This window comes from Anaerolineales bacterium, assembly GCA_019637805.1.
Lineage (GTDB): Bacteria > Chloroflexota > Anaerolineae > Anaerolineales > UBA11579 > JAMCZK01.
Genome location: JAHBVB010000002.1, coordinates 134,382 through 157,733, shown reverse-complemented (window position 1 = coordinate 157,733; position 23,352 = coordinate 134,382). Strand labels below are relative to the sequence as shown.

General features: G+C 65.7%; 26 protein-coding genes. 25 read left to right on the top strand and 1 reads right to left on the bottom strand.

The genetic code is table 11. The annotated features are described in order from the left end of the window. Positions 1-81: 81 nt before the first annotated feature. From KF885_06415 to KF885_06300, 24 genes are all read left to right on the top strand, one after another. Positions 82-597, top strand: coding sequence for an HNH endonuclease (locus tag KF885_06415; protein MBX3048787.1), 516 nt, complete (start codon positions 82-84; stop codon positions 595-597). A 152-nt stretch (positions 598-749) separates the two neighbouring features. Then, positions 750-1,115 carry a 50S ribosomal protein L21 gene (gene rplU / locus KF885_06410; protein ID MBX3048786.1) on the top strand — a complete coding sequence of 122 codons (366 nt, stop codon included), beginning with the start codon at positions 750-752 and terminating at the stop codon, positions 1,113-1,115. Between the two features lie 24 nt (positions 1,116-1,139). Continuing rightward, the gene (rpmA, locus tag KF885_06405) at positions 1,140-1,397 is read left to right on the top strand and encodes a 50S ribosomal protein L27 (protein MBX3048785.1); all 258 of its coding nucleotides are present in this window, start codon (positions 1,140-1,142) and stop codon (positions 1,395-1,397) included. Positions 1,398-1,415: 18 nt separating this feature from the next. Further along, positions 1,416-1,898 (top strand): 50S ribosomal protein L31, encoded by a 483-nt coding sequence (gene rpmE, locus KF885_06400; GenBank protein ID MBX3048784.1) that lies wholly within the window; start codon positions 1,416-1,418, stop codon positions 1,896-1,898. Between the two features lie 158 nt (positions 1,899-2,056). After that, positions 2,057-2,626, top strand: a complete 570-nt coding sequence (locus KF885_06395; GenBank protein MBX3048783.1) for a thymidine kinase — start codon at positions 2,057-2,059, stop codon at positions 2,624-2,626. Position 2,627: 1 nt separating this feature from the next. Then, entirely contained in the window at positions 2,628-3,194 is a 567-nt protein-coding gene (gene hpt, locus KF885_06390) for a hypoxanthine phosphoribosyltransferase (protein ID MBX3048782.1), read from the top strand. A 28-nt stretch (positions 3,195-3,222) separates the two neighbouring features. After that, a complete protein-coding gene (locus KF885_06385) occupies positions 3,223-4,695 on the top strand; it encodes an HD domain-containing protein (GenBank protein ID MBX3048781.1) in 1,473 nt (490 codons plus the stop codon). A gap of 11 nt (positions 4,696-4,706) precedes the next feature. Beyond that, entirely contained in the window at positions 4,707-5,885 is a 1,179-nt protein-coding gene (gene alr / locus KF885_06380; GenBank protein MBX3048780.1) for an alanine racemase, read from the top strand. Continuing rightward, positions 5,882-6,427, top strand: a complete 546-nt coding sequence (lspA, locus tag KF885_06375; protein ID MBX3048779.1) for a signal peptidase II — start codon at positions 5,882-5,884, stop codon at positions 6,425-6,427. Before alr ends, lspA begins: the two co-directional genes overlap by 4 nt. Then, positions 6,405-7,358: an RluA family pseudouridine synthase gene (locus KF885_06370; GenBank protein MBX3048778.1), complete on the top strand. Its 954-nt coding sequence runs from the start codon at positions 6,405-6,407 to the stop codon at positions 7,356-7,358. The genes lspA and KF885_06370 overlap by 23 nt, the downstream gene beginning before the upstream one ends. 9 nt (positions 7,359-7,367) lie before the next feature. Further along, on the top strand, positions 7,368-8,399 hold the full coding sequence (gene ltaE / locus KF885_06365; protein ID MBX3048777.1) for a low-specificity L-threonine aldolase: 1,032 nt from the start codon (positions 7,368-7,370) through the stop codon (positions 8,397-8,399). A gap of 70 nt (positions 8,400-8,469) precedes the next feature. Next, positions 8,470-9,309 (top strand): purine-nucleoside phosphorylase, encoded by an 840-nt coding sequence (locus KF885_06360; protein ID MBX3048776.1) that lies wholly within the window; start codon positions 8,470-8,472, stop codon positions 9,307-9,309. Positions 9,310-9,319: 10 nt separating this feature from the next. Next, positions 9,320-10,015 carry a hypothetical protein gene (locus KF885_06355; protein ID MBX3048775.1) on the top strand — a complete coding sequence of 232 codons (696 nt, stop codon included), beginning with the start codon at positions 9,320-9,322 and terminating at the stop codon, positions 10,013-10,015. Next, positions 10,012-10,563, top strand: a complete 552-nt coding sequence (locus tag KF885_06350; GenBank protein MBX3048774.1) for a GNAT family N-acetyltransferase — start codon at positions 10,012-10,014, stop codon at positions 10,561-10,563. Before KF885_06355 ends, KF885_06350 begins: the two co-directional genes overlap by 4 nt. A gap of 39 nt (positions 10,564-10,602) precedes the next feature. Beyond that, complete coding sequence (locus KF885_06345; GenBank protein MBX3048773.1) at positions 10,603-12,504, top strand: hypothetical protein; 1,902 nt, start codon at positions 10,603-10,605, stop codon at positions 12,502-12,504. Next, on the top strand, positions 12,501-13,598 hold the full coding sequence (locus KF885_06340) for a 30S ribosomal protein S1 (GenBank protein MBX3048772.1): 1,098 nt from the start codon (positions 12,501-12,503) through the stop codon (positions 13,596-13,598). Before KF885_06345 ends, KF885_06340 begins: the two co-directional genes overlap by 4 nt. 6 nt (positions 13,599-13,604) lie before the next feature. After that, positions 13,605-15,821: a DUF87 domain-containing protein gene (locus KF885_06335; protein MBX3048771.1), complete on the top strand. Its 2,217-nt coding sequence runs from the start codon at positions 13,605-13,607 to the stop codon at positions 15,819-15,821. Beyond that, complete coding sequence (locus tag KF885_06330; GenBank protein MBX3048770.1) at positions 15,818-16,453, top strand: CDP-alcohol phosphatidyltransferase family protein; 636 nt, start codon at positions 15,818-15,820, stop codon at positions 16,451-16,453. Before KF885_06335 ends, KF885_06330 begins: the two co-directional genes overlap by 4 nt. A 227-nt stretch (positions 16,454-16,680) precedes the next feature. Beyond that, complete coding sequence (locus tag KF885_06325; protein MBX3048769.1) at positions 16,681-16,986, top strand: GIY-YIG nuclease family protein; 306 nt, start codon at positions 16,681-16,683, stop codon at positions 16,984-16,986. Between the two features lie 142 nt (positions 16,987-17,128). Further along, complete coding sequence (gene gatB / locus KF885_06320) at positions 17,129-18,565, top strand: Asp-tRNA(Asn)/Glu-tRNA(Gln) amidotransferase subunit GatB (protein MBX3048768.1); 1,437 nt, start codon at positions 17,129-17,131, stop codon at positions 18,563-18,565. Beyond that, positions 18,562-19,032: a GNAT family N-acetyltransferase gene (locus KF885_06315; protein ID MBX3048767.1), complete on the top strand. Its 471-nt coding sequence runs from the start codon at positions 18,562-18,564 to the stop codon at positions 19,030-19,032. The genes gatB and KF885_06315 overlap by 4 nt, the downstream gene beginning before the upstream one ends. Next, a complete protein-coding gene (locus tag KF885_06310) occupies positions 19,029-19,385 on the top strand; it encodes a DUF393 domain-containing protein (GenBank protein MBX3048766.1) in 357 nt (118 codons plus the stop codon). Before KF885_06315 ends, KF885_06310 begins: the two co-directional genes overlap by 4 nt. Beyond that, entirely contained in the window at positions 19,378-20,817 is a 1,440-nt protein-coding gene (locus KF885_06305; GenBank protein ID MBX3048765.1) for a glycosyltransferase family 39 protein, read from the top strand. Before KF885_06310 ends, KF885_06305 begins: the two co-directional genes overlap by 8 nt. Then, complete coding sequence (locus tag KF885_06300) at positions 20,817-21,443, top strand: CPBP family intramembrane metalloprotease (protein ID MBX3048764.1); 627 nt, start codon at positions 20,817-20,819, stop codon at positions 21,441-21,443. Before KF885_06305 ends, KF885_06300 begins: the two co-directional genes overlap by 1 nt. A 15-nt stretch (positions 21,444-21,458) precedes the next feature. Here KF885_06300 and KF885_06295 read toward each other — a convergent pair whose 3' ends face one another. Then, a complete protein-coding gene (locus KF885_06295; GenBank protein ID MBX3048763.1) occupies positions 21,459-22,601 on the bottom strand; it encodes an acyl-CoA dehydrogenase family protein in 1,143 nt (380 codons plus the stop codon). A gap of 81 nt (positions 22,602-22,682) precedes the next feature. On the opposite strand from KF885_06295, the gene ung reads away from it, so the two are divergent. Beyond that, complete coding sequence (gene ung, locus KF885_06290) at positions 22,683-23,348, top strand: uracil-DNA glycosylase (GenBank protein ID MBX3048762.1); 666 nt, start codon at positions 22,683-22,685, stop codon at positions 23,346-23,348. Positions 23,349-23,352 lie beyond the last annotated feature (4 nt).

Below are 23,352 nucleotides of genomic sequence, written 5' to 3'. Positions count from 1 at the left end.
TCTGCATCGCCAGGATTATAGCATGGGAGCCGCTATGCTATAATCCCGCCTATTGTATAAAATCGCTCAAGTTCGGCAGACATGCAAAGCAACCTTAAGGAACCTGTACTTGTCCTCAACGCCAATTTCGAGCCCCTAAACGTCTGTACCATCCGGCGGGCCATGGGCCTGATTTTTGCCGAGAAGGCATCAATGCTGGTCAACGGACGCGGCGAGGTCCACACGGCTCGCAGCCAATTCCCCGCCCCCTCCATCATTCGCCTGGACCGCATGGTCAAGCGCCCCCGCCCTCAAGTAAAGCTCAATAAACAAGAGATCTTCCGCCGCGACAACTACACCTGCCAGTATTGCGGCAGCCACAGCGACGACCTGACCCTGGACCACATCATCCCGCGCCGCCTGGGCGGCCGGCACAGCTGGCAGAACCTGGTCACCGCCTGCCGGGCCTGCAACCACAGCAAGGGCGGCCGCACGGTGGAGCAGGCCAACATGGCCCTGCTGAGCAAACCGAGCACCCCGGCCGCCACGGCGGAATACATTTTCAGCCGCTACCTGAAAGCCAATCAGGAATGGTCAAATTACATTGAGGGGTGGTAGCTAATAGCTATTGGCTAATAGCTGCTAGCCCCGTTGACATTCGCCCGCCATGGCCTTATAATCTCATCCGCCTTGCCCCGGCGAGCTGCTGGGGCGGTTTTGCGTAGTTCACCTGGCCACCAGAGTGGACCGGGTTCTAGGAGAAGAAACTAATGCGATACGCGATTGTTGAAAGCGGCGGCAAGCAGTACAAGGCCGTCGAAGGCCAGGCCATTGAAGTCGGCCGCCTGGATGTGGAAGTGGGCAAGAAAGTTGAACTGGACCTGGTTCTGCTCGTCTCTGACGGGGAGAACGTCTCGGTTGGCACGCCCCACATCGCCGGAGCTAAGGTCAGTGCCACCGTGGTGGCGCAGGACAAAGGCCCCAAGATCACCGTCTTCAAGTACAAGCCGAAGATCCGCTACCGGGTGAAGACCGGCCACCGCCAGCACTTCACCCGGCTGATGATCGACAAGATCGACGTGAAGAGCGGCGCCAAGAAGGCCGCTGCGGCCAAAGAAACCGCGGCCGAGAGCTAGAGCCAAGGGCTAAAAGAGGAAGACATGGCACATAAAAAAGGCGGCGGTTCCAGCCGCAACGGACGAGACAGCAAATCCAAGCGCTTGGGCGTCAAGGTGTATGCGGGCGAGCAAGTGCGCTCCGGCAACATCCTCGTGCGCCAGCGCGGCACCAAGATCCACCCCGGCCGCAACGTGGGCCTGGGCAAGGACTATACGATCTTCGCGACGATGGACGGCCAGGTGGTGTACGACACGACCCCCAAAGGCCGCAAGCGCGTCAGCGTGGAGCCGGGCGCCTAGCCCGGCCAAGGATTGACGATGAAGGAAGCTATTCACCCCAAATATTTCGCCGACGCCAAGGTAACTTGCGCCTGCGGCAACAGCTGGACCACCGGCTCCACCAAGCAGGAGCTGCGCGTGGACATCTGCTCTGCCTGCCACCCCTTCTACACCGGCGTGCAGCGCATCGTGGACACCGAGGGCCAGGTAGACCGCTTCTACAAGCGTCTGGAAGTGCGCAACAAGCACAAGGAAGAGCTGGACGCCAAGTCGGCCGCCCAGACCTCCCCGGACCGCACGCTGGCCGAGCTGGACCTGAGCAAGCGCACCCTGGACGCCTACAAGAAGGCCGGCATCGAGAATGCCGGGCAATTCATCGAGCTTCTGGCGCAGGGCGACCAAGCCGTGCTGGACATTGACGGCGTGGGCGCCAAAGCCCTGGCCGACACCAAAAAGGCCTTGCGCCGCCTGGGCTACGACCTGCCCGAGGCCGCCCCGGCCGAAGCCGAAGCGGCGGAGTAACCCGAAACGAGAAGCAAAGAGCGTGCCAATGGCACGCTCTTTTTTTTGTTTTTGCGAACTGGTGGGGCCTTGCCCAAGTTGCTTACAGCTTATGGCTTGCCTAAAACTAAGCGCTAATTGCTAATTGCCAACAGCTATTTTCAAGTACACTACGCCCAATGGACCCACGCAAAGGCTCTGTAGAAGTAATCACCGGCTCCATGTTCTGCGGCAAGACAGATGAACTGATCCGCCGGCTGCGCCGGGCAAAGATCGCCCGCCAACACATCCAAGTCTTCAAACCCAAGATCGACAACCGCTACGCCGAAGAAAAAGTCACTTCGCACGCCGGCAGCGAATTCGACGCCACGCCGATCGAGACGGCTGCCGACATCCGCACCCTGCTGGAGGCCGCCACGACCGTGGTGGCGGTGGACGAAGCGCAGTTCCTCGACCCCGAGATCGTGCTGGTGGTCAACTGGCTGGCGGACAACGGCCTGCGCGTGATCGTGGCCGGGCTGGACACCGACTTTCGCGGCGAGCCCTTCGGCTCCATGCCGCTGCTGATCGCCCAGGCTGAAGAGGTGCACAAGCTGCACGCCATCTGCATGGTCTGCGGCGCCGACGCCGCCCGCACCCAGCGCCTGGTCAACGGCCAGCCGGCCAACTACAACGACCCGGTGGTCATCGTAGGCGCCGACGAGATGTACGAAGCCCGCTGCCGAAGCCATCACCAAGTCCCCAACTAGCATGCCGCTGCCCCCGCCCTACCAAGACCTCCTCGCCGAAATCCTCATCCCTGAGGATGCCTTGCAGAAACGGATCGGCGAGCTGGGCGCCCAGATCAGCCGCGATTACACCGGGCAGGACCTGCTGCTGATCTGCATCCTGCGCGGCGGGGTCATGTTCCTGACTGACCTGATCCGCGCCATCGAGACCCCGCACTCGATTGACTTCATGGCTGTCTCCTCCTATGGGGCCGGGGCGCGCCAAACCAGCGGCCAGGTGCGCATCAATATGGACCTGAGCATCGACATCGCCAAGCGGCATGTGCTGCTGGTCGAAGACATCGTGGACAGCGGCAACACCATCGCCTCGGTGCTCAAGCTGCTGCAGTCACGCGGGCCGGCCAGCCTGAAGGTCTGCACGCTGCTGGACAAGCCCGCCGCCCGCCAAACGCCGGTGCCGATCGACTACACCGGCTTCATCATCGAGAGCAAGTTCGTCTTCGGCTACGGCCTGGACCTGGACGAGTACTACCGCAACCTGCCCTTCATCGGCGTGGTCGATCTGGACAAGTACCAGCCACCGAAGTAACTTTAAGTCCCTCAGGTAGAATCTCCTCATGCTTTTTCAACTCCCGCCGCTGCTGAGCCGGGTACAGGCGGCGCTGCCCGCCGGCCAGCCCGCCTACCTGGTGGGCGGGGCGCTGCGCGACCTGCTGCTGGGCCGCCCGCCCCACGACTTTGACTTCGTGCTGCCGGCCGGGGCGATCCGTACCGGCCGCCAGGTGGCCGGGGCGCTTAAGGCCGACTTCTTCGTGCTGGACGAGACCCGCGACGCCGGCCGGGTGCTGCTGCAGGCGGACGGCGAGCGCGTGGTGCTGGATTTCATCGCCCAGCAGGGCGAGAGCCTGGCCGCCGACCTGGCGGGCCGCGACCTGACCATCAACGCCATGGCGTTGGACCTCCACCAACCCGACCAATTGATCGACCCGCTGAACGGCGCCGCCGACCTGGCCGCCAAACGCCTGCGCGCCTGCGGGCCTGGTTCGCTGCCCAGCGACCCGGTGCGCGTGCTGCGCACCCTGCGCCTGGCGGCCCAGTTGGGCATGCAGGTCGACGCCGAGACCCGGGCGCAGATGCGCGCCGCGGCGCCGGGGCTGGCGGGGGTGTCCGCCGAGCGCCTGCGCGACGAGCTGTTCCGCCTGCTGGAGACGCCCAAGCTGGCCACCTCGCTGCGCGCCCTGGACCGGCTGGGCGCGCTGGCTCCCGTCTTGCCGGAACTGCCCGCCATGCAGGGCGTGGAGCAGTCCCCGCCGCACGTCTTTGACGTGTGGGAGCACAGCTTGCGCACCCTGGACCGGCTGGAGCAGATCTTTGGCCTGCTGGACGAGCACTACCCAGCCGAAGGGGCCGGCGATCTGTATGGCGGCCTGGTGGTGCTGCACCTGGGGCGCTTCCGCACGCAGATCAGCCAACTGCTGGGCAGCCAGCTTTCGCCCGGCCGGGGCCGGCGCAGCCTGCTGTCCCTGGCGGCGCTGTACCACGACAGCGGCAAGCCGGCGGCGCGCAGCCAGCAGGCCGATGGGCGCATTCGCTTCCTCGGCCATGAAGCCCTCTCGGCTGAAGCCATCGCCGCCCGCGCCGCCGCCCTGCACCTGAGCAACAGCGAGCGCAGCTACCTGCACACCGTGGTGGCCGAGCATATGCGCCCTTACGCGCTGACCCTCACCGGCCAGGCGCCCACCCGCCGGGCGATCTACCGCTTCTTTCGAGAAGTGGGCGAGGCCGGCGTGGACATCTGCCTGCTCTCCGCCGCCGACTTTATGGGCAAGTACCACGCCCACCTGCCGCAGGCCGAGCTGAGCGCCCACCTGGAGACGCTGCGGGCCTTGCTGGCCGCCTATTACGAGCAGCAGGCCGAGGTGGTGGCCCCGGCCCCGCTGCTGAATGGCGCCGAGCTGATGGCCGAACTGGCTTTAGCGCCCGGCCCCGAGATCGGCCGCCTGTTGGAGGCGCTGCGCGAAGCCCAGGCGGCCGGCGAGCTGGCCGATCGGGCCGCCGCCCTGGCGCTGGCCCGCCGCCTGCTGGGATAGAATGGGCTGGCATGCAGGCCAGCAACCACCCCACGATCAGCACCCGTTTCACGTTGCGCCCCACCCAGGTCCAGGTGGACCTGGAGGCTTTGACGCGCAACCTGCAGGCCATCCAACGCCACGTGGGCGCGGCGCAGGTCATGCCGATCCTTAAAGCCAACGCCTACGGGCACGGCCTGGTGCGTGTCGGCCAGCACATGCAGGCCATCGGCGCCAAAATGCTGGGCGTGGCTTACCTGGAAGAGGGCATTTTGCTGCGCGAGGCCGGCGTGAGCATGCCCATTTTGGTGCTGGGCGGCATTTTGGGCAGCCAGACCCCGCTGTTCCTGCAGCACAACCTGACCGTCACCGCCTCGTCCATCGAAAAACTGGAGTTCGTCGAGCAGGCCGCCGCTGCCCAGGGCATCCGAGCCAAAGTGCATCTCAAGATCGATACCGGCATGGAGCGCATCGGCGTGCACTATTACAACGCCGAGGGCCTGTTGGAAGCCGCCCTGAAGTGCCGGCACCTCGAGGTCGAAGGCATCTTCTCGCACTTCGCCAACGCCGACGCCGCCGACCTCAGTTCCGCCCGTTTGCAGCTGGAGCGCTTTGCCGAAGTGCTGCACTTCTATGAAAAGCGCAGCCTGCCCACGCCTCTGCGCCACATGGCCAATTCCGGGGCCATTTTGCAGCTGCCCGAAGCCCATCTGGACCTGGTGCGGCCCGGCATCCTGCTGTACGGCGTCTACCCCGCCAAAGAGGTGCAACGCAGCCTGGCGGTGGAACCGGCCCTGGCCTGGACCTCACGCGCCGTGTATTTCAAGGTGGTGCAGGCCGGCCACCCGGTCAGCTACGGGTCTACCTGGCAGAGCGACCACCCGGTGCGCGTGATCACCGTGCCGGTGGGCTACGGCGACGGCTATTTCCGGGCGATGAGCGGCCAGGCCCAGGTGCTGGTGCGCGGGGCGCGCTACCCGGTGGTGGGCACGATCTGCATGGACCAGTTCATGGTCAATATTGAGAACGACTCAGCCTACAACGGCGACGGCATCACCCTCATCGGCCAGGACGGCGCAGAGCGCATCAGCGCCGAGGACCTGGCCGAGTGGGCCGGCACCATCCCCTACGAGATCCTCACCAACATCAACACCCGCGTGCCGCGCGTCTACCGGCAAGACGACCAACCCCAGCCAAAGGACCTATCGTGACCGAAAGCCCTCCCAGCACTACCCCCCAAGGCAGCTCGCTGCTGCACGCCTACCTCTCCCTGTTCGCCGTGGCGGGCGGCATCATCGCCCTCGATCAGTGGACCAAAGGCTGGATCCGCGAGCACCTGGCCTTTGGCGACAGCCTGACCCCCTGGCCGCAGCTGCCCTTCCTGCGCCTGCTGCACTGGAAGAACACCGGGGCCGCCTTCGGCATGTTCCAGGAAGGCGGCGGCATCTTCGCCATCCTGGCCGTGCTGGTGGCGCTGATGATCTTGTACTACTTCCCGCGCATCCCGCGCGAGGAGTGGGCATTGCGCCTGGCGATGAGCCTGCAGCTGGCCGGCGCGCTGGGCAACCTGATCGATCGCCTGCGGCTGGGCTATGTGACCGACTTCGTCGCCGTGGGTGGTTTCCCCATTTTCAACGTGGCCGATGCCAGCATCAGCATCGGCGTAGCCCTGCTGTTGCTCAGCCTGTGGCTGAACGGCGATCTGGACAGCCAAAAAGAGAAGGCTGCCAGTGAACAGCTCGCCAGTGACTGAGACCCTGCACGACCTGCAGGCGCCGCCCGACCAGCCGCAGCGCCTGGACAAGTTCCTGGCGGCAGCCCTGCCGCAGCACTCGCGTGCCCGCCTGCAGGCGCTGATCAAGGCCGGGCAGGTGCGCGTGGCCGGCCAGCCGGTCAGCAAGAGCAGCTACCCGCTGGAAGGCGGCGAGCTGGTGCAGGTCAGCGTGCCCGCCGCCCAGCCCACTGAACTGATCGCTGAGCACATTCCCCTCGACATCGTTTACGAAGACAAGCAAGTCATCATCGTCAACAAGCCCGCCGGGCTGGTGGTGCACCCCGCCGCCGGGCACAGCGTGGGCACCCTGGTGCATGCCGTGCTGGGCCACGCGCCGGAGATCGAAGGCGTGGGCGGCGAACTGCGCCCCGGCCTGGTGCACCGCCTGGACAAAGACACCTCGGGCCTGATCATCCTGGCCAAGAACGAACGTGCCCAGCGCAGCCTACAGAAGCAGTTCCAGGAGCGCAGCGTTTCCAAGACCTACCTGGCCCTGACCGACGGCCAGCCGCGCACCCCCAGCGGCCGCATCGAGGCGCCCATCGGCCGTGACCCGCAGCAGCGCAAGCGCATGGCGGTGATGCGGGCCGGCAAAGGCCGCGAAGCGGTCAGTGAGTACCGTACCCTGGAGACTTTCCCAGACCACAGCCTGCTGGAGGTCGACCTGCTGACCGGGCGCACGCACCAGATCCGCGTGCATCTGGCCTTCATCGGCTGCCCGGTGGCCGGCGACCGCGTCTACGGGCGGCGCAAAGCCAGCCTGCCGCTGGAGCGCCACTTCCTGCACGCCGCCCGCCTGCAGATCATCCTGCCCGGCAAGCGCACGCCGCAGCAGTTCGAAGCCCCGCTGCCGGCAGAGTTGCAAGCCGTGCTGGATGAATTGCGGGCTGCCGGCCGAAAAGGGGCCTAAAATAGCCCTATGACCCTCATCGACCTGCGTTCCGACACCGTCACCCAGCCCACGCCGGAGATGCGCCAGGCGATGGCCGCCGCCGAGGTGGGCGATGACGTTTACGGCGAAGACCCGACCGTCAACCGCCTGCAGGACCTGGCCGCCGAGGCCACCGGCAAAGAGGCGGCCCTGTTCGTGCCCTCCGGGGCGATGGGCAACCTGGCCGCCCTGCTGACCCACTGCCAGCGCGGCGACGAAGCCATCCTGGGCGATCTATCGCATCCCTACATCTACGAAACGGCCGGCCTGGCCGCCCTGGGCGGCATCCAGCCGCGTACGCTGCCCAACCAGGCTGATGGCACGCTGCGCCTGGACGATATACGCCAGGCCATCCGCGCCGACGATGTGCACTTCCCCATCAGCCGTCTGATCGCCCTGGAGAACACCCACAACCGCTGCAACGGCGCCGCGCTGAGCGCCGCCTACACCGCCGAAGTGGGCCAGCTGGCCCGCCAGCACGGCCTGCTGCTGCACATTGACGGGGCGCGCATCTTCAACGCCGCCACTGCGCTGGGCGCCTCGGTGGCCGAGCTGGTCGCCCCGGCCGACAGCGTCACTTTCTGCCTGAGCAAGGCGCTGTGCGCTCCGGTCGGCTCTGTGCTGTGCGGCTCAGCCGACTTCATCCGCCGCGCCCGCCGCATCCGCAAGCAGCTGGGCGGCGGCATGCGCCAAGCGGGCATCCTGGCCGCCGCCGGCATCATCGCCCTGCAAGTGATGAGCCAACGCCTGGATGAAGACCACGCCCGCGCCGCCCGCCTGGCGGTCGGCCTGGCCGAGCTCCCTGCCCTGCAGGTGCACCCTCCGCAGACCAACATCGTGCGCTTCCAGCTGGCCGAGGACGCCAGCCTGCCCGCCGAGCAGATCGTGGCCGGCCTGGTCGCTGAGGGTATCCGCATCGGCCACGGCGCCTACATGGGCTTCCGCGCCGTGACCCATTACTGGATCGATGACGCCGCGGTGGACAAGACCCTGGCCGCCTTCCGCCGCATCCTGGCTTGAGCGTGCCGAAAAAGCGCGGATGATATAATTCGCGTCTTAGTCCTTAGCCATTTTCTGGGAGTTGAATTTAATGGGCGATTTCCTCACCCTGAGCGATATTCAAAAAGCGGCCCAAGCCGTGCAAGAGCGCACCCAGCACCGGCCGCGGGTCGGCATGATCCTGGGCTCCGGCCTCGGCCCTCTGGCCGAGGCGGTCGAAGACGCCCAAGCCATCCCGTATTCTGATATCCCCGGCTGGCCCGTGTCCGGTGTAAAAGGGCATGTGGGCCAGCTGGTGCTGGGCACCCTGGAAGGCGTGTCTGTGGTGGTCATGCAGGGCCGCACCCATTACTATGAAGGCTATGACATGCCGCGCCTGGGCCTGCCCGTACGCGTGATGCAGAGCCTGGGCATCCAGGAGCTCTTCATCACCAACGCCGCCGGCGCGGTCAACCCCCAGTTCGAACCGGGCGAGTTGATGCTGCTGACAGACCACCTCAACCTGCTGGGCATGGCCGGGCAAAACCCGCTGCGCGGGCCTAATATTGAGGAGCTCGGCCCGCGTTTCCCCGACATGAGCCAGGTCTACGACCGCCAGCTGCAGGCGCTGGCCCGCCAGACCGCCGCCGAGGCGGGCATTGGCCTGCAAGAAGGCGTGTACTGCTGCCTGGCCGGCCCCAGCTTCGAGACGCCCGCTGACCTGCGCTTCCTGCAGGCGGTGGGCGTGGACGCGGTGGGCATGTCCACCGTGCCTGAGGCCATCGTGGCCCGCCATTCCGGCACGCGTGTGATGGGCGTCTCGGGCATCAGCAACAAGGCCAACTTGGACGGCAACACCGAGACCACCCACGAAGAAGTGCTGGAAGCTGGCAAAGTCCTGGTGCCAAAACTGACCGCATTGGTTCGAGGGGTATTGAGCAAATTAGCGTAGTCCCTGAGCAATGGCTGAAGTTTTACGGTTCTTTGTTCAATACGAAGCAGTCCTCTATTTTGTATTGGGATTGGGCGGGATTGTCTACATCTACCGGTTCTGGCTGGCGTGGCAAGAGATCAGTGCGGCCATATTTGACCTGGAGCGTGAAGCCTCGCGCGGGCGGCTTAACCAAGCGGCGCTCTCCCTATTCGTCCTGCTGGTATTGGCGGTGGTCGTTTTCATCATGACCACTTTTGTCGCCACCACCCTGCCCGCCCAGCAGCTACTGGCCACCCCCACCCTGGACTTTGAACAGATGGCCGCCCAGGTCAACACGCCGCTGGCGACCAGTGACCAGATAGTACTCACCACGCCCACTCCGCTGCCCACGGTCAGCATTGACCCTGAAGGCTGTGTGCCGGAGCAGATCTTCATCAGTGAACCCGAAGCGGGCGACAGCCTTTCCGGCGCGGTGCAGGTCAGCGGCACGGTGGACGTGCCCAACTTTGGCTTCTACAAATTTGAGGTGGCCCGCGCCGAAGAAGAGCTGTGGCTGACCATCCAGGCCGGGCGCGGCGTGGTGCGTGAAGGCGTGCTGGTGGAAAGCTGGGACACCTCCCGGCTGCCCGCCGGCGACTACGTCCTGCAACTGGTGGTCACCGACAGCAGCGGCGCCGATCTGCCACCCTGCCGCATCCCCGTGCAAATACAGGTGGGACCATGAACGAGACAACTCTGCAAATCAGCATTCGCCCAGCCCGTGAAGAGGACATCCCCGCCTTGGTGGCGCTGGACCACGGCTATTCCACCGACTATGCCTGGCAAATGGATGTGGAAGGCGCCCACCCGGCCAGCGGGGTACGCTTCCGCGAAACCCGCCTGCCGCGGCCGATGAGCGTCAAGTACCCGCGCCCGCAAGAGGCGCTGGGCAGCCAGTGGCAGCAGCGCAGCGCGCTGCTGGTGGCTGAAGAGGGCGGCCAACTGTGCGGCTACGCGGCCCTGTCCACCGGGCTGGCCCCCGGGGCGGTGTGGCTGACCGACCTGGTGGTGGCGCCGCAACTGCGCCGCAAGGGCATTGGCGCACGGCTGGTGCTGGCCGCCCAGCAGTGGGCCCGCCAGCAGGACTGCAACCGCCTGGTGCTGGAAATGCAATCCAAGAACCACCCGGCCATCTCCTTGGCGCATAAACTGGCCTTCAGCTTTAGCGGATACAGCGACGGGTACTACGACAATCAGGACATTGCTCTGTTCTTTGCCAAGCGATTGACCTAGCCGCAACACTTTATCAACCTGTAGTAGCGAGTGCGATTGGTGCTGAATAATTTAGAAACGCTAAACCGAGTCTTCGAAGCCAGCATTGCGATCACCGCCCTATCCTTATTCCTGCGCGCCCTGACCTTTAACTTGCGTGACCGGGTCTCACGCTCCTTTGCCGTCATCCTGGCCTGCATCATGGTCGCTTCAGCAGGCGAAGCCATCAGCGACCTGGTGCCCGTGGCTGCCAACCGGGCCGCCTGGCTGCGCCTGCAATGGGTCGGCACCATCTTCCTGCCGGCCGCCTTCCTGCATTTCTCAGACGCCCTGCTGGAGACCACCGGGCGGCCCTCGCGCGGCCGGCGGCGCTGGGCGGTGCGCTTCTCCTACGCCGTCTCGGCCTTTTTCCTGGTGCAGTTGCTTTCCGGCCAACTGCTCGGCCCGCCGGCGGTGGACAGCGCCCCCGTGCCGCACCTGAGCGCCACCAACCTGTCGCTGGTCTTCAGCGGCTACTACGTGCTGGTCATCCTGCTGGCGCTGTCCACCATTTGGCGCGCCTGGCAGCGCACCGTGCTCAGCACCAGCCGCCGGCGCATGCTCTACCTCTTTGCCGGCTCGCTGGCCCTGGCGCTCAGCGCCTACCCCTATTTGCTGGTCAGCTCCGGCGCGGCGGCGGCCTGGCCTGAACTCTTCCTGATCAGCGCCGCCATCGGCAACATCTTCATCTTCTGGGCCCTGGTGGCCATGGCCTACGCCACGGCCTTCTTTGGCGCTCCCTGGCCGGACCGTGTGGTTAAAACCCGCCTGTTCCGCTGGCTGCTGCGCGGGCCGGTGCTGGTCTTCATCGTGCTCTCCATCATCCCGCTGGCCACGCGCCTCAGCGGTCTGCTGGGCATTCAAAGCAATATCATCCTGCCCATCATTGTGGCCCTGACCCTGCTGGCCGTTTCACACGCCTTTACGCTGGTCACTCCCACCCTGGAGCGCTGGCTGCTGTTCGGGTCCGAGGCGCTGGACGTGGAGTTCATCCAAAAGCTGCCGGAGCGCTTCCTGACCCAGGCCGACCTGCGCCAATTCCTGGAAGCTTTGCTGGCCGCGGTCTGCGACCGCCTGCAAAGCCCTTCGGCCTTCATTGCCAGCTTGCAGGCCGGCGAGCTGCGCGCCGTGGTGGAAGTGGGCCGTCCCAAGCCCCTGGCCAGCCAAAAAGCCCCGGGCGAGCTGCACCGCGCCCTGGAGGACCAGCGCGGTTCGCAGCTCTTCACCTGGGGCAAGTATTGGGTGCTGCCGCTCTACAGCCCCGGCAGCAGTGACTTGCTGGGGCTGCTGGGCGTCATGCGCAAAAGCCGGGTCGAGCTGCGCGACGACCAGCGCGATGCGCTGGAGGAGCTCGGCTCCCGGGCAGCCCTGGCGCTGGACAGCAGCCGCCAGCAATACCTGGCGCTGCAGTCCCTGCAGTCCCTCGGCCCCGGCGCCGACCTGGTGCAGCGGCTGCGCGCCGCCGCCCGCTTCGACCAGCGCGGCGTGCTGGCCGACACGGCCACCCCGCCGGAATACCCGGATCTGGCCAACTGGGTCAAGGACGCCCTCAGCCATTACTGGGGCGGGCCCAAGCTGACCGACAACCCCTTGCGCAGCCTCAAGGTGGTGCAAAAGGCGCTCGACGAAAACGAAGGCAACCCAGCCCAGGCCATGCGCAGCATTCTGCGCACGGCCATCGAGCACAACAAGCCCGAGGGCAGCCCCAAGCTGAACGGCGAATGGCTGCTCTACAACCTGCTGGAAATGAAGTTCTTGCAGGGCCGCAAGGTCCGCGAAGTAGCCCTGCGCCTGGCCGTGTCCGAGGCCGACCTGTATCGCAAACAACGCGTCGCCATCGAATCCGTGGCGCGCAGCCTGCTGGAAATGGAAACCCAAGAACTCAGTCGCAATGGAACCCGTGGAAAGGAAGTCGCAGAATGAACAACTACGACCGGCGCAATTCTTCGCGCAAGCCATCGGCCTCTTTTGGCCCAGATGATGGCTGGTGGCAGTCGCTGATGGCGGATGAGCAGAAGTACGCGCCCGCCTCGGCCAACAAGCCGCCTCGGCGTAAACCGCAAACCGCCGGCCAAAAGCCCGGCGGCCCGCGGCAGGACCCGCGCGGCGCAGAACGCAGCACCCCGCGCCATGCACCCCGGCCACCCCGCGAGGCCAATGAGCCCGTGATGGACTGGGTCGACTGGACGCGTGTGTTGGAACTGCAGGAAGCCGAAGCGGTGTGCTACGCCGAGGTAGTGGGGTTCAACAAAGGCGGCCTGCTGGTGCGCGCCCAGGAGTTTCAGGGCTTCGTCCCCCGCTCCCATCTGGCCGCCAGCGCTGACGGGCGCCGCATCACTGAGCGCTTCCTGGAAGGCTTAATGGGCTCCGAGATGGAGCTCAAAGTGATCGAGTGCGACCCGGAGCGCGGCCGCATTGTACTCTCCGAACGGGCCGCCCAAAGCGCGCCCGGCTCGCGCCAAAACTTGCTGGAGACCCTGCAGGAAAACCAAATGCTGGAAGGCGTGGTCACCAATGTGACCCCCTTTGGCTTGTTTATTGACCTGGGCGGCGTGGAAGGGCTGGTGCACATCTCCGAGCTGTCCTGGGGACGGGTGGGCCACCCGCGGGAAGTCGCCGCCCCCGGCGACCGCCTGCGCGTGGTGGTGCTGCGATTGGAAAGCGACCGCAGCCGCGTCTCGCTCAGCGTCAAGCGCGGCCAACCCAACCCCTGGGAAGAGGCCCTACAGCGCTACCCCTCCGGCAAGGAAGTCGAAGCCGAAGTCACCGAAGTGGTGCACTTCGGTGCCTTCGCCAAGCTGGAAGAGGGGCTGGAGGGTCTCATCCATATTTCGCAGATGGGCCTGCATGAGCGCCTGGACCCGCGCCTGGTGCTGGAACCCGGCATGAAGATCCGCGTCTCGGTGCTGCAGGTGGAGCCGGAACGCCAGCGCCTGAGCTTGCAGCTCATCGGCCAACCTTGGAAGGACACCGGCACCGACCCGCAGTGGTTGGACACCCCCAGCCGGTTCGACTGAGGCAGCATGGCCAACCGCGGTCCCTACGCCCAACCACCGTCCGGCCCCAGCCGCTGGCAGCGCCTGCAAGCGCTGCTGAGCGGCGGGCTGGGCGGCTTTGCCGCCGAGGCGGCCGGTCTGCTGGTGCTGGCCCTGGCCCTGCTGACCCTGCTGGGCCTCTCCGGCGCCACCAGCGGCGCCTGGCTGGACCCCTGGGTGGGCCTGTGGCGGCGCTGGCTGGGCTGGGGCAGCTGGCTGGTGGTGGCCGGCCTGGCCCTGGTGGGCTGGAGCCTGCTCTCCCGGCGCCGGGCCACAAACTCGTTCCCGCTGGCGCGGCTGATCGCCCTGGAGGCGGCCACTTTCGCCGCGTTGGGTCTGCTCAGCCTGGGCTACGGCCAATCGCTGGAAGTAGCTGAAGCCGGGCAGGCCGGCGGCCTGATCGGCTGGGGCCTGGCAGAAAGCCTGCGCCTGCTGTTTGCCAGCCTGCTGCCCAACTGGCTGGCGCTGGGCCTGGTCTGGCTGCTGCTGCTGGCCCTGCTGGGCTACTCCACCCTGGTGATGATCAGCCGGCGCAGCGCAGCCCGCCTGCACCCCGCCGCCCACAGCATCGAACCGATGCTGTCCGTCTCTCCACTTGGGCACGACGAGACCGACTTCGAGATGGCCGAGCCGCCTGCCCGCTCCAGTGCACCGCGCCCCGCCAGTCTTCGCAAAATTCCGCAGGAACAGAACGCAGCCCCAGAAGCGGCCCTGCGCAGCATAGCCCGCGCCGCAGAACTGCCGCCGCTCAATTTGCTGATGGAAGAAAAGGGCGGCCGGCCGGACGAGCGCGAGATCAACAAAATGGCCGCCAAGCTGGAAGAAGCGCTCAGGGATTTCGGCATCCCCGCCCAGGTGCTCAGCTACCAGGTCGGCCCTACCGTGACCCAATTCGCCGTCGAGCCGGGCTATATTCAACGCCCCGGCGAAGAGGACGGTGAAAACCGCCAGAAGGTGCGCGTGGCGCAGATCTCCGCCCTGCAGCGCGACCTGGCGCTGGCCCTTTCAGCCCAGCGCCTGCGCATCCAGGCCCCTGTGCCGGGCCGGCCCTACGTGGGCATTGAAGTGCCCAATGCCAGCACTGCGCTGGTGCGCCTGCGCCCCATCCTGGAAAGCCCGGCCTTCCACAAACTGAATTCATCCCTGGGTCTGGCTCTGGGCCGGGACGTCTCCGGCGCACCGATCGCCGCCGACCTGGCCAAAATGCCGCACCTGCTGGTGGCCGGCACCACCGGCTCCGGCAAATCTGTGCTGATGGCGGCCATCGCCATCTGTCTGGCGATGAACAACACCCCCAACGACCTGCGCCTGGTGATGCTGGACCCCAAACGCGTGGAACTGGTGCGCTTCAACCAGCTGCCGCACATCCTGGGCAAGGTCGAAACCGACCTGGAGCGCATCGGCGCCGTACTGCGCTGGCTGGTCTCTGAAATGCAGCGGCGCTACAAACTGCTGGAGCAGAAGAGCGCCCGCGACCTGGCCAGCTTCAACCAAAAGGTCGCGCAAGAGCAGCACCTGCCGCGCATCGTGGTGCTGGTGGACGAACTGGCCGATCTGATGATGTCCACCGCCGAGCACACCGAGAGCACCCTGGTGCGCCTGGCGCAAATGGCGCGCGCCGTGGGCATTCACCTGGTGGTCGCCACCCAGCGCCCCAGCACCGACGTGGTCACCGGCTTGATCAAAGCCAATTTCCCGGCGCGGGTTTCATTTGCGGTGGCCTCCTCGGTCGACTCGCGCGTGATCCTGGATACCACCGGCGCCGAGGCCCTGCTGGGGCGCGGCGACATGCTCTACCTGGCGCCCGAGGCAGCCGCCCCGCTGCGCTCGCAGGGCGTGATGATCAACGACAAAGAGATCGACGCGGTGATCAACTATTGGAAACAAGCCTGGGCGCCAGCCGCCGCCGAGCCTGAACTGGAGGCGGAAGGGGCGCCCTGGGAAGGGCTGATGCAGCGCGACGCCCTCATGGGCGACAAGGATGAGCTGATCGAGCAAGCCATGCAGGTCATCCGCCGCACGGGCAAGTCCAGCGCTTCGCACTTGCAGCGCGCCCTGCGCATTGGCTACCCGCGCGCCGCCCGCCTGGTTGACGAACTGGAAGAGATGGGCGTGCTGGGCCCGGTGCAGAGCGGCGGCAAAGACCGTGAAGTGCTGATCGACCTGGACAACTACGAAGCCAACAACGACGAGGACCCCGAATGAGCCAACCTACCGCCAAGCCCGCCTCCGCCGCACCCACCGCGGAACTGACCTTCACCGACCGGCTGCGCAGCCTGACCTGGGTGCTGAACCCCCTGGTGGAAGCGCTGTACAAGCTGGGCGTGCACCCAAACCAGATCACCCTGGCCGGGGTGCTGGGCACCTGGGGCGCGGCGGTGCTGGTGGCCCAGCAGCATTACCTGCACGCCGGCTTGCTGGTGCTGCTCAGCACCCCGCTGGATGCGCTGGACGGCGCCCTGGCCCGCCGCCGCGGCGAGCCGCAGGCCCTGGGCGCCTTCGTCGACTCGGTCACCGACCGCTACAGCGAGCTGGCCGTCTTCGCCGGCCTGCTGTGGGTGGCCCAGACGCAGGGCGATGCGCTGCTGGCGATGTTCACGTATTTCGCGGCGATGGGGTCTGTGCTGGTCTCCTATGTGCGCGCCCGCGCCCAGAGCCTGGGTTTTGAGGCCAAGGGCGGCTGGTTCAGCCGCGTGGAGCGCTTTTTTGTGTTGGTGCTGGGTCTGCTCTTCAGCCAGCCGCTGATCATGGTCATCATCATGGCCCTGGGCGCCAACCTGACCGCCCTGCAGCGCATCCTCTACGTGCGCCGCAGTGCCAAGCAGCAACAAGGCTGATCCTTTCGCCTCGCGTGTCATTCTGAGCGGCAGCGAAGCCGCCCGCGAAGAATAACCACTGCAGGGGATCGCAAACCAAGTCAGCTGGCCAGAAAATCAACTCATGTACATGAGTATGCCTTTTACACACATTCCAACCGTGTCACCCTGAGTTGGCAGCGCAGCTGCCCAACGAAGGGTAATCAATTGCCAAAACGTTCACGCGGGCAGCAGAGGGGAAACCCACAATGGTCAAAGCCTACGTCTATATCCTCGGCAACAACGGCGGCATGCTCTACGTCGGTGTCACCAACGACCTGGAACGACGTGTGTACGAACACAAAACCAAAGCCATCCCTGGCTATACCAGCAAATTCTCCATCAATCAACTATGGTACTTTGAAGAATTCGGCCACATACTGGATGCGATTACGGCCGAGAAACGCATTAAAGGCTGGTTGCGCAGCAAGAAGCTGGCCCTGGTTCGCCAGCACAATCCCAAATTTGCGGATTTGAGTGCTGACTGGTACGACCTCTCTTCTGCAAGCGAATAGATCAACTCCGCACCAGAATTACCCTTCGCCCGGCAGCTATGCTGCCTGCTCAGGGTGACACAGGTGCGGGGCGACTTTGGCGCTCAAGCTGCCAGCTCAGGATCACACGTCTACCTGCCAACCCACTGGTAAAATCCCCTGCATGCCTGCCTACGAAGCCGTCATTGGTCTGGAAACCCACATCCAACTCAACACCGCCAGCAAGATCTTTTGCGCCTGCAAGGCCGACTCCTGGGGCGATGCGCCCAACACCAACATTTGCCCGGTATGCTCCGGCCTGCCCGGCGTGCTGCCCGTGCTCAACTGGGGCGTAGTGGAAAAAGCTGCCGTGCTGGCGGCCGCCATGGGCGCCGAGATCAATCCGCTGTCATTCTTTGACCGCAAGAACTATTTCTACCCGGACCTGCCCAAGGGCTACCAGATCTCGCAGTTCGACCAGCCTTTAGCGCTGGGCGGCGGCATGGACCTGCCCACCGCCGACGGCGTGCGCCGCATTGGCATCCACAAGCTGCACATCGAGGAGGACGCCGGCAAAACCGTGCACCGCGCCGACGGCAGCCGCCTGATCGACTTCAACCGCTGCGGCGTGCCGCTGGTCGAGATGGTCACCGGGCCGGACCTGCGCTCCGCCGAGGAGGCGGCCCAGTACCTGATCCGCCTGCGCCAGCTGCTGCGCTGGCTGGGCATCTCCGAAGCCGACATGGAAAAAGGCCACTTGCGCGCCGACGGCAACGTCTCCATCCGGCCGGCCGGCAGCACTGAGCTGTTCACCAAGACCGAGATCAAGAACGTCAACTCGATCGACTCGCTGCGCTCGGCCATTGAGGTCGAGATCGAGCGCCAGATCCGCGCCGTGGAGAACGGCGAGACCATTCAACCTTGGACGCTGGGCTGGGACGAGAACAGCGGCACGCTGAGCAAGATGCGCAGCAAGGAAACCGAAGCCGACTACCGCTACTTCCGTGAGCCTGACCTGCTGCCGGTGGTGCTGGACGAAGCCTGGCGCGCCGCCGTGCACGCCGGCCTGCCCGAGCTGCCCCTGGCCCGCCGGGCGCGCTTTGTGCAGCAATACGGCCTGCCCGAATACGACGCCGACATCCTCAGCGGCGAGCGCGCCCTCTCCGACTATTACGAGACGGCCGTGGCCAGCTATGCCGGCGACCCCAAACGCGTCTCCAACTGGCTGATGAACGACATCCTGGCCATGCTCAACGAAAGCGGACTGAGTGCCGCCGAGCTCAAGCTGACCCCGCAGTACCTGGCGGAGATCCTCAAGCTAATGGACGCCGGCACGGTCAACACGCCTACCGGCAAGGCCTTGCTGGCCAAAGTGCAGGCCAGCGGAGAAGCTCCGGCCGCCATCGTGGAAGCGGAGGGCCTGGGCCAGGTCAGCGATGAAGGCCAACTGCGCGCCCTGGCCGAAGAGATCGTGGCCGCCAACCCGGACAACGTAGCCAGCTACCGCAGCGGCAAGCAAGCCCTGATCGGCTGGTTCGTCGGCCAGGTCATGGCGCGCACCGGCGGCAAAGCCGACCCCAAGGCGGTGCAAGCCATCCTGCGCGCCCTGCTGGACGGATGAGCGCCGCACCACAGCCCACCCCGCCCCATTTCCGCATTGTTCCGGCACAAGAAGCGCACGCGGCCGCCATCCGGCAGCTGGTGCGCGCCGCCGGCATCAACCCCACCGGCCTCGCCTGGGAGCGTTTCCTGGTGGCCCTCTCAGCGGAAGATGAGCTCATCGGCTGTATCCAGATCAAACCGCACGCCGACGGCAGCCGCGAGCTGGCCTCGCTGGCCGTCGCCCCCGCCTGGCAGGGGCGCGGCCTGGCCCGCGCCCTGCTTGAAGCTCTGCTGGCGGGGAACCACGGCGAGCTGTACCTAATGTGCCAGTCGCGCCTGGGTCCGCTGTATGCCAAATTCGGTTTCCAGCCCGTGGCCGCGCCGGACATGCCGACCTACTTTCGCCGGGTCAGCAAGCTGGCCGGCGTGGTACTCTCGCTGAAGAAGGCAGACGAGCAGCTGCTGGTGATGTGGCGCCCCGCATGAAACCCACCATCCTTTACGACGGCTACTGCGTGCTGTGCAACGGCGTGGTCGAGTTCCTGCAAGCCCGCCAGAAGCCCGGCGCACTGCAGTACGTCGCCCAGCAGTCGCCGCGCGGCCAGCAGCTGCTGGCCGCCGCCGGCCTGGCGGACCTCTCCACCAGCACGGTAGTGCTGCTGGAGGATGGGCGCGCCTATCTGCGCTCGGCGGCCGCCCTGCGCGCCTTACGCCAGTTGCGCTTCCCCTGGCCGCTGTTGTACGCCTTCATTCTCATCCCGCCCTTCCTGCGCGACCCGGTTTACAATCTCATCGCCCACAACCGCTATCGCTGGTTCGGGCGCCTGCCGCGTGAATAAACTCCGCTCCCTGCCCTTGCCCCTGCGCCTGTTCGGCCTGGCGCTGCTGCTGCGCCTGCTGCCGGTGCTTCTCGCCGTGCACCTGCCCATCGGGCTGGACGACATGTTCCAATACGACATGCTGGCCCGCAGCCTGGCCGCCGGCCAGGGCTTCCGCTGGTACGGGCAGGAAGACATTGACCTGATCCGCCAATTCATCGCCATCGACTTCATCGGCGACTACGACCCGCGCGGCGTGCTGACTTCGTTCCGCGCCCCGGGCTACCCGGCCCTGCTGGCCGCCATTTACGCCATCAGCGGCCTGCAGTGGCGCCTGCTGGCCGCCCGGTTGGCGCAGGCCGTGCTCGGCGCCAGCCTGGCCCCGCTGACCTATTGGCTGACCCAGCGGTTGTTCCCGGGCAATCAGCAGGCCGCCCGCTTCGCCGGCGGCGCGCTGGCCGTCTACCCCATGCTGCTGCTCTACCCGCTGGCGCTGGCCACCGAGAATCTCTTCATCCCGCTGGTGGCCGCCGGCCTGCTGGCGACCCTGGCCGCCGTGGAACATGACCGCGCCCGTGACTACCTGCTGGCCGGGGCACTCTTCGGCCTGGCCACGCTGACCCGCTCGGTCATCTTCGGTTTCGTCGGCCTGGCGGTGCTCTGGCTGTGGTTCTACGCCCCGCGGCGTTCGGCGGCGCTCTATTTCCTGCTGGCCGTGCTGGTCTTCGTCGTCCCCTGGAGCCTGCGCAACAGCCTGCTGCACGGCAAGCCGACCTTCGTCGAGAATTCGATGGGCTACAACCTGCACATGGGCTTCCACCCCCAGGGCAACGGCACTTTCCAGTTCGGCATCTCGCTGGAGCTGGTGCCCTACCTGGACGACAGCCTGCGCAATGACCTGGGCACCCAGGCCGGGTTGGAGTTCATCCGCCAGGACCCCGGCCGCGCTCTGCGCCTGGCGGCCGACAAGCTGGGCTTCTTCTTCAGCCTGGAGCGCCGCGCCCTGACCTATTTCTACGGCAACGATTTCTTCGGCCACATCCCCAGCCTGCCGCTGGCGGCGCTCTTCGCCGTGTTCACTCTGCCTTTCCCGCTGCTGACCAGCCTGGCCGCCGCCGGGCTGCCCTTCGCAGGGCGTTTGGCGCACATCTCCCGCCAGCGCGTTTTGCTCTACCTGCTCATCGCCGGCTACACCCTGCCGCACCTGATCCTGATCGCCGAGGACCGCTTCCATATGGCCCTGCTGCCCGGCATCGCCGCCCTGGCCGGCGACACCTGGACCCGCCGGGCCGAACTGACCGCCGCGGCCCGCGCCCAGCGCTGGCGGCTGGGTCTGGCGGCTCTGCTGCTGGCGCTGCTGTGGCTCAACTGGGGCGGCGAGATCTGGCGCGATTGGGAGAAATTGACGATACTGTTTGGGCCCGAAGGCAACCGGGCAGGATTTTCCTACTAATGCGCCATCTCTTCAAATTCGAGAACCTGCATTTCGACCGCGAGGTGGTGGCCATCACCATCCTCAGCACGCTGCTGCTGCTGGTGGATTACTACGAACGGCTCACGCCGCTCAAGGAAATCGACCGCGTCGGGCTCTACCTCTTCGTGCCGCTGCTGGTCATCATTTTCGGCTTCCGCAAACACCCTCGGGAATTCGGCTTCCAGTTGGGCGACTGGAAAGCCGGCCTGGCGCTGACCGCCCTGGTGGTGGGCCTGGCCGCCCCGCTGCTCTGGTATTTAGGCCAAACCGACGCCAGTTTGCAGCACTACTATGCCCGCCATTGGGGCGTGCAGACGCCCATCCTGACCCTTCTCGATCTGATTGGCTGGGAATTCTTCTTCCGCGGCCTGCTGCTCTTCGGCTACGCCCGCGTCTTCGGCGCGCACGCCCTGTGGCTGCACGCCGTGCCCTTCGCCCTGGCGCACGTCAGCAAACCGGCCCTGGAAACCTATTCCACCATCTTCGGCGGCTTCATGTTCGGGCTGATCGCCTGGCGCACGCGCTCATTCGTCTATCCGTTCCTGATCCACTGGTTCATCGCCACCTTCATCATGTTCGCAGCAGCGATGGCCTCCGCCAACTAAGCCGGCGGTCAGCAGCTAATTACTGCCCGCCAGCAGGTGGCGGGCGATCACCAGCCGCTGGATCTCGCTGGTGCCTTCGCCAATCGTCATCAGCCGCGCATCGCGGTAAATGCGCTCCACCGCATACTCACTCGAATAGCCGTAACCACCGTGGATCTGGATGGCGTCCCGGCAGATCTTCTCGGCGGCCTCGGTGGCGAACAGCTTGGCCATGGCTGCCAGCTGGCTGAAGGGCCGGCCCTGCTGTTTGGTCCAGGCCGCCTTGTATACCAGCAGGCGGGCGGCCTGCAGCTGCGTCTCGGCGTCGGCCAGCATCCACTGCACGGCTTGGTGCTGGGCGATCGGCTGGCCAAAGGTATGGCGCTCCTGGGCGTACTTCAGCGCCTCGTCCAGCGCGGCCTGGGCCAGGCCCAGCGACAGCGCCCCAATGCCGATGCGCCCGCCGTCCAGCGTGGCCAGTGTATAGGCCAAACCCTTGCCGCGCTCGCCCACCAGGTTGGCGGCCGGCACGCGCACGTCCTGGTAGCTGACCGCGTGGGTCGGCGAGCCGTGCAGGCCCATCTTCTTCTCCGCCGGGCCGATGGACAGGCCAGGCGCATCCGTCGGTACCACGATCAGGCTCAGCGCTTCGGGCTCGCTGCGCACCAGTGTCACGATAAAATCGGCGATCGAAGCGTTGGTGCACCACATCTTGCTGCCGTTGATCACCCACTCGTCACCCTGCAGTTCGGCCCGGGTTTGCACGCCGCCCTTCAGGTCGGATCCGGCGCCCGGCTCGGTCAGCGCTAACGCGGCTAACCGGCCTTCACCGGTTGCGGCTTTTGGCAGAAAGCGCTGCTTGAGCTCGGCGGAACCGTAGTTGGCGATCGGCGCGCAGCCCAGGCCGTTGTGGGCAGCGATGGCCAGCGCCGTGCTGCCGCAGCCCCAGCCCAGCTGTTCGACGGCCAGCGCCGCGCTCAGCGCGTCCATGCCGCTGCCGCCATACTCCTCCGGCACATTCAGGCCGAGCAGGCCCAGCGGCCCCATCTTGCGCGCCGCATCCCAGTTGAATTCGCTGCGCTCGTCCACCTCTCTGGCCTTGGGCTGCACCTCTTTGGCCACAAAGTCGTGCACGGCGTCACGCCACAGGATTTGCTCTTCGCTCAGATCAAAATTCATGGAACATCCAACCTCATGATTTGGGGGAATAACTTGAGTATACCGAAGGATGCCTGCGGCTTTGCGAGTAGAATTTGGATCATGGCTGATGTCCGCATTGAAGCCAGTTGGAAAGCAAGGCTGGCCGCCGAATTCGAGCAGCCTTACTTCCAGCAGCTGGCTGAGTTCGTGCGCAACGAGTACAAACAGTTCACCATCTACCCGCCTGGCGGCAAGATCTTCAACGCCTTCGACAGCTGCCCCTTCGAGCAGGTCAAGGTTGTCATCCTCGGCCAGGACCCCTACCACGGCCCCGGGCAGGCCAACGGGCTGTGCTTCTCGGTCAACGACGGCGTGGCGCTGCCGCCTTCCCTGATCAATATCTATAAGGAACTCAAAGATGACTTGGGCGTCCAGCCGCCCGCCAGCGGCAACCTGGAGCGCTGGGCCCAGCAGGGCGTACTGCTGCTGAATGCCACCCTGACCGTACGCCGCGGCGCGGCCGGCTCGCACCAGGGCAAGGGTTGGGAAGAGTTCACCGACGCCGCCCTGCGCGTGCTCTCCCGCGAGCGCCAGAACCTGGTCTTCATCCTATGGGGCGCTTACGCCCGCCGCAAAGGCGCCTTCATTGACCGCATGAAGCATCTGGTCATCGAGTCAGCCCACCCCTCGCCGCTCTCGGCGCACAACGGCTTCTTCGGCAGTAAGCCATTCTCCAAAACCAACGAGTATTTGCAGAACTACAGCATCGAGCCGGTGCAGTGGTAAATTT

Coding starts and splice junctions, on each gene's coding strand:
- KF885_06415 (MBX3048787.1), top strand. CDS start 82: ATGCAAAGCAACCTTAAGGAACCTGTACTTGTCCTCAACGCCAATTTC.
- rplU (MBX3048786.1), top strand. CDS start 750: ATGCGATACGCGATTGTTGAAAGCGGCGGCAAGCAGTACAAGGCCGTC.
- rpmA (MBX3048785.1), top strand. CDS start 1,140: ATGGCACATAAAAAAGGCGGCGGTTCCAGCCGCAACGGACGAGACAGC.
- rpmE (MBX3048784.1), top strand. CDS start 1,416: ATGAAGGAAGCTATTCACCCCAAATATTTCGCCGACGCCAAGGTAACT.
- KF885_06395 (MBX3048783.1), top strand. CDS start 2,057: ATGGACCCACGCAAAGGCTCTGTAGAAGTAATCACCGGCTCCATGTTC.
- hpt (MBX3048782.1), top strand. CDS start 2,628: ATGCCGCTGCCCCCGCCCTACCAAGACCTCCTCGCCGAAATCCTCATC.
- KF885_06385 (MBX3048781.1), top strand. CDS start 3,223: ATGCTTTTTCAACTCCCGCCGCTGCTGAGCCGGGTACAGGCGGCGCTG.
- alr (MBX3048780.1), top strand. CDS start 4,707: ATGCAGGCCAGCAACCACCCCACGATCAGCACCCGTTTCACGTTGCGC.
- ltaE (MBX3048777.1), top strand. CDS start 7,368: ATGACCCTCATCGACCTGCGTTCCGACACCGTCACCCAGCCCACGCCG.
- KF885_06360 (MBX3048776.1), top strand. CDS start 8,470: ATGGGCGATTTCCTCACCCTGAGCGATATTCAAAAAGCGGCCCAAGCC.
- KF885_06355 (MBX3048775.1), top strand. CDS start 9,320: ATGGCTGAAGTTTTACGGTTCTTTGTTCAATACGAAGCAGTCCTCTAT.
- KF885_06350 (MBX3048774.1), top strand. CDS start 10,012: ATGAACGAGACAACTCTGCAAATCAGCATTCGCCCAGCCCGTGAAGAG.
- KF885_06340 (MBX3048772.1), top strand. CDS start 12,501: ATGAACAACTACGACCGGCGCAATTCTTCGCGCAAGCCATCGGCCTCT.
- KF885_06335 (MBX3048771.1), top strand. CDS start 13,605: ATGGCCAACCGCGGTCCCTACGCCCAACCACCGTCCGGCCCCAGCCGC.
- KF885_06330 (MBX3048770.1), top strand. CDS start 15,818: ATGAGCCAACCTACCGCCAAGCCCGCCTCCGCCGCACCCACCGCGGAA.
- KF885_06325 (MBX3048769.1), top strand. CDS start 16,681: ATGGTCAAAGCCTACGTCTATATCCTCGGCAACAACGGCGGCATGCTC.
- gatB (MBX3048768.1), top strand. CDS start 17,129: ATGCCTGCCTACGAAGCCGTCATTGGTCTGGAAACCCACATCCAACTC.
- KF885_06315 (MBX3048767.1), top strand. CDS start 18,562: ATGAGCGCCGCACCACAGCCCACCCCGCCCCATTTCCGCATTGTTCCG.
- KF885_06310 (MBX3048766.1), top strand. CDS start 19,029: ATGAAACCCACCATCCTTTACGACGGCTACTGCGTGCTGTGCAACGGC.
- KF885_06300 (MBX3048764.1), top strand. CDS start 20,817: ATGCGCCATCTCTTCAAATTCGAGAACCTGCATTTCGACCGCGAGGTG.
- KF885_06295 (MBX3048763.1), bottom strand. CDS start 22,601: ATGAATTTTGATCTGAGCGAAGAGCAAATCCTGTGGCGTGACGCCGTG.
- ung (MBX3048762.1), top strand. CDS start 22,683: ATGGCTGATGTCCGCATTGAAGCCAGTTGGAAAGCAAGGCTGGCCGCC.